Here is a 3,526-nt window from a genome sequence, read left to right as displayed (position 1 = left end):
GTCACCGCCGACTGGCAGGCCGCCATCGCCACGGCCCCGCCGGGGGCCGGCATTCTCGTGCTCACCCCCAGCCACGCGCTGGATTCGCTGATCGTCTCCGCCGCGCTGGAGCGCGGCGATTTCCGCTATGTCGGGCTGATCGGCTCGCGGACCAAGCGCCGCCGGTTCGAAGCCGCCTTCCGCGCCATCGGCCTGCCCGAGGCACGCATCGCCACCCTGGTCTGCCCGATCGGCGATCGCGGCATCCGCGACAAGCGGCCGGAAATCATCGCCGCCCTGGTCGCGGCAGAAATCGTCGAACGCCTGCTGCATGACGCCGCGGCGCGCCGGCCCGGCCGGATCATCCGGGGCGCCGCATGATCCGCGCCGACCGGGTGGCGCGGGTCATGCGCCTGCATGCGCGCTGCATCGTCTATTTCAACGCGGTCCGCGAATATCGATCGATCCGCGAGGCCGCGCGCCGGCTCAACGTCACCCCCTCCGCGCTGACCCGCCAGATCGCGCAGATGGAGGACGAGATCGGCTGCCCGCTGTTCGACCGGCTGCCCGGCGGCATGGTGCCGACCGCGGCGGGCGAGATCATCTCCCGCCACATCATCACCGTGATGCAGGACGCGGTGCGCACCGACGAGCAGATCGCAGCACTCAGCGGCCTGCGCGGCGGCCGCATCAGCCTGATGACGGTCGAAGGCGTCGCCGGCGATCTGATGGCGCGGCTGCTCACCCGCATGACGCAGTCCCATCCCGGTATCGACCTGCATGCCGAGACCGGCTCGCCCGCCGCGATCGTCACCGCGCTCAGCACCGGCGCCACCGACCTGGGCATCGCCTTCTCCCTCGAACCGCCCGACGAACTGCGCCAGGTCGCGGTGGCGCATTTCCCGGTGGGCGTGGTGATGCGCACCGACCACCCGCTGGCCGCGCGCCGCCGGATCGGCATCCAGGACCTGCTGGACCAGCCTCTGATCCTGCCCTCGGACTCGCTGTCGCTCCATCGCGTCATGGAACCGATGCTCCGCCCCTGGCGCGACCAGGTCGACGTGGTGCTGGAAACCGGGTCGATCGAACTGACCAACCGCATGGTCATGGCCGGCGCCGGCCTGGCCTTCCAGTCGCGCCTGGCGCTGGAATTCGATATCGGCCGCGGCGCCCTGGCCCATGTCCCGCTGGACGATCCGCGCGCCGTGACCGACCTGGGCGCCTATGTCCGCGACGCGCGCTGGCTGCCCCCCGCCCTCGAACAGCTCATCGCCGAGGTCCGGGCCACCCTGCGCGCGATGCAGGCCCCGCCCGTCCATCCGCCGCGATCGCCCGGATAGGCCCGTCTCGGCGTTTCCCAATCGGCAACAATATGGTCATTTTATTATACTGGACGAAACACCCCGCGATCCGGTTAGTTTCGATTCCAGGATGGTGCGAGTTGGGGAACTCGGTCCGTGTCGGGGGACACGGACCATCCGCCTGATACTGCCGCGTGATCATTTCAAAAGGGGGCGCCCATGGCCGCCGACAGCCACACCGCGACCGAAACGGGGGGCTTGGCCGTCCTGAACGACGCCGTCCGGCGGGACCTGGAGGTCATCGACTATCCCCGCCATGACTGGACGCCGCGGCTGGTCCGCGATGGCGAGCCCGTGCTGGACGTCGCCATCATCGGCGCGGGGCAGGGCGGCCTGGCCACCGGGTTCGGCCTGCGCCGCGGCAACGTCACCAATATCCGCATCTTCGACCGCGCTCCGCGCGGCGGCGAGGGGCCCTGGATCACCTTCGCCCGCATGATCACCCTGCGGACGCCGAAATACGTGACCGGTCCGGACCTGGGGGTGCCCAGCCTGACCCCCCGCGCCTGGTACTCGGCCCGCTACGGCGCCCAGGCCTGGGCCGAACTGGACAAGATCCCCCGCCAGGACTGGCAGGCCTATCTGGACTGGTATCGCGACAGTCTCGCGCTTCCGGTCGAAAATGACCGCTCCTTCGAACGCGTCGAGCCCGAAGATGGGCTGCTGCGCCTGACCTTCCGCGATTCGGCGGGCAGGGAATACCGCCATCTGGCACGCAAGCTGGTGCTGGCCACCGGCATCGACGGCAACGGCGCATGGCACGTGCCGGACTTCATCCGCCAGGCCCTGCCGCGCGGCGCCTATGCCCATACCTCCGAACGGATCGATTTCGCCGCCCTGCGCGGCAAGCGGATCGGCGTGCTCGGCGCGGGGGCCTCGGCCTTCGACAATGCCGCCACCGCGCTCGAATCCGGCGCCGCCTCGGTCGCGCTATGCCTGCGGCGCAGGGTCATCCCCTCGGTCAACCCGTATCGCTGGATGGAAAATACCGGCTTCCTCGCCCATTTCCCCTCCTTGCCCGATACGCTGCGCTGGCGCTTCATGCGCCATATCTACGACCTCAACCAGCCGCCGCCGCAGGACACGTTCTGGCGCTGCCGCCGCCATCCGACGTTCAGCTACCATACCGGATGCGGCTGGACGGGCGCGCGCATGGACGGCGAGGAAATCGTCATGCGCACCCCGGACGGCGAAATGCGCTTCGATTTCGTGATCATCGGCACCGGCTTCGCCACCGACCTGGCCCGCCGGCCGGAAACGGCCTCCTTCGCGGGTTCGGTCGCCCTGTGGCAGGACCGCTTCACCCCCCCGGCGGGCGAGGAGAACGCCCTGCTGGCCGCGCATCCCTATCTGGGCGACGCCTACCAGTTCCTGCCGCGTGACCCGGCCGACCCGCTGGCGCCGATGCTGGCCGCCATCCACAATTTCACCTTCGGCGCGACCCCCAGCATGGGCCTGTCCGGCGCCTCCATCAGCGGCATGCGCTTCGGCGTGGAACGGCTGGCGCGCGGCCTGGGGCGGGACCTGTTCGTGGCCGACGGGGCATGGCATCTGGAGTCCCTGCTGAATTATGCCACGCCGGAACTGGTCAGCCTCGATCCTCCGGATGCATGATCCGTTCCGACCCATGCCGCACGCGACACGAGGCGGCAGGTCCAACGGAACGAGGATTTATTCGATGAGCGACCATCAAAGCGACCGCATCCCCGACGAGGCGCTCGTCGCGGCCGCGGCGCGCGATATCGGACTGACCATCGCCGACGGCTTCATGCCGGGCGTGCTCGCCAACCGTGCGCTGCTGCAGACCTATGCCCGGCTGCTGCATGAATTTCCGCTGCCCGATTCCTGCGAACCCGCCTTCGAATACCGGCCGTGAGCACGCCCGACATGACCGACCAGACCGATACCCCCCCGCTTGCTTCCCCGGATACCTTCCCCGACGCCCTGGCGCTCGCGGCGGATATCCGTCATCGCCGCCGCAGCGCCGTCACCACCGTCACCGCCGCGATCGCGGCGATCGAGGTCCGCGACGCCCGGATCAACAGCGTCACCCGCATCTTCGGTCCCCGCGCGGTCGCCGAGGCCGAGACGATCGACCGCCGCATCGCGGCCGGCGAGGATCCGGGCCCCCTGGCCGGGGTGCCGTTCGGGGTCAAGGACCTGTTCGACGTGACCGACGAAGTCAC

At 69.7% G+C, this 3,526-nt stretch carries 5 protein-coding genes; all 5 read left to right on the top strand.

The window, feature by feature from the left end:
• Window positions 1–360: XdhC family protein (locus tag HUK84_RS12675; RefSeq protein ID WP_176640619.1), on the top strand; the 360-nt coding region annotated here is incomplete at its 5' end.
• Entirely contained in the window at window positions 357–1,319 is a 963-nt protein-coding gene (locus HUK84_RS12670) for a LysR family transcriptional regulator (protein ID WP_176640618.1), read from the top strand. The genes HUK84_RS12675 and HUK84_RS12670, both read left to right, overlap by 4 nt.
• 180 nt (window positions 1,320–1,499) lie before the next feature.
• Window positions 1,500–2,954 carry a SidA/IucD/PvdA family monooxygenase gene (locus tag HUK84_RS12665; RefSeq protein WP_176640617.1) on the top strand — a complete coding sequence of 485 codons (1,455 nt, stop codon included), beginning with the start codon at window positions 1,500–1,502 and terminating at the stop codon, window positions 2,952–2,954.
• Between the two features lie 64 nt (window positions 2,955–3,018).
• Entirely contained in the window at window positions 3,019–3,216 is a 198-nt protein-coding gene (locus HUK84_RS12660; RefSeq protein ID WP_176640616.1) for a DUF4089 domain-containing protein, read from the top strand.
• A gap of 11 nt (window positions 3,217–3,227) precedes the next feature.
• On the top strand, window positions 3,228–3,526 hold a 299-nt coding region (locus HUK84_RS12655; protein WP_246285652.1), incomplete at its 3' end, for an amidase family protein.

The organism is Nguyenibacter vanlangensis, assembly GCF_013376155.1.
Classification (GTDB): Bacteria; Pseudomonadota; Alphaproteobacteria; order Acetobacterales; family Acetobacteraceae; genus Gluconacetobacter; species Gluconacetobacter vanlangensis.
Note: the sequence above shows the minus strand (reverse complement) of the source record. Positions and strands in the feature narration are given on the sequence as shown.

What these genes read in the sequence shown, in the direction of transcription:
- HUK84_RS12670 (WP_176640618.1), top strand. Translation starts at nt 357, where the DNA reads ATGATCCGCGCCGACCGGGTGGCGCGGGTCATGCGCCTGCATGCGCGC.
- HUK84_RS12665 (WP_176640617.1), top strand. Translation starts at nt 1,500, where the DNA reads ATGGCCGCCGACAGCCACACCGCGACCGAAACGGGGGGCTTGGCCGTC.
- HUK84_RS12660 (WP_176640616.1), top strand. Translation starts at nt 3,019, where the DNA reads ATGAGCGACCATCAAAGCGACCGCATCCCCGACGAGGCGCTCGTCGCG.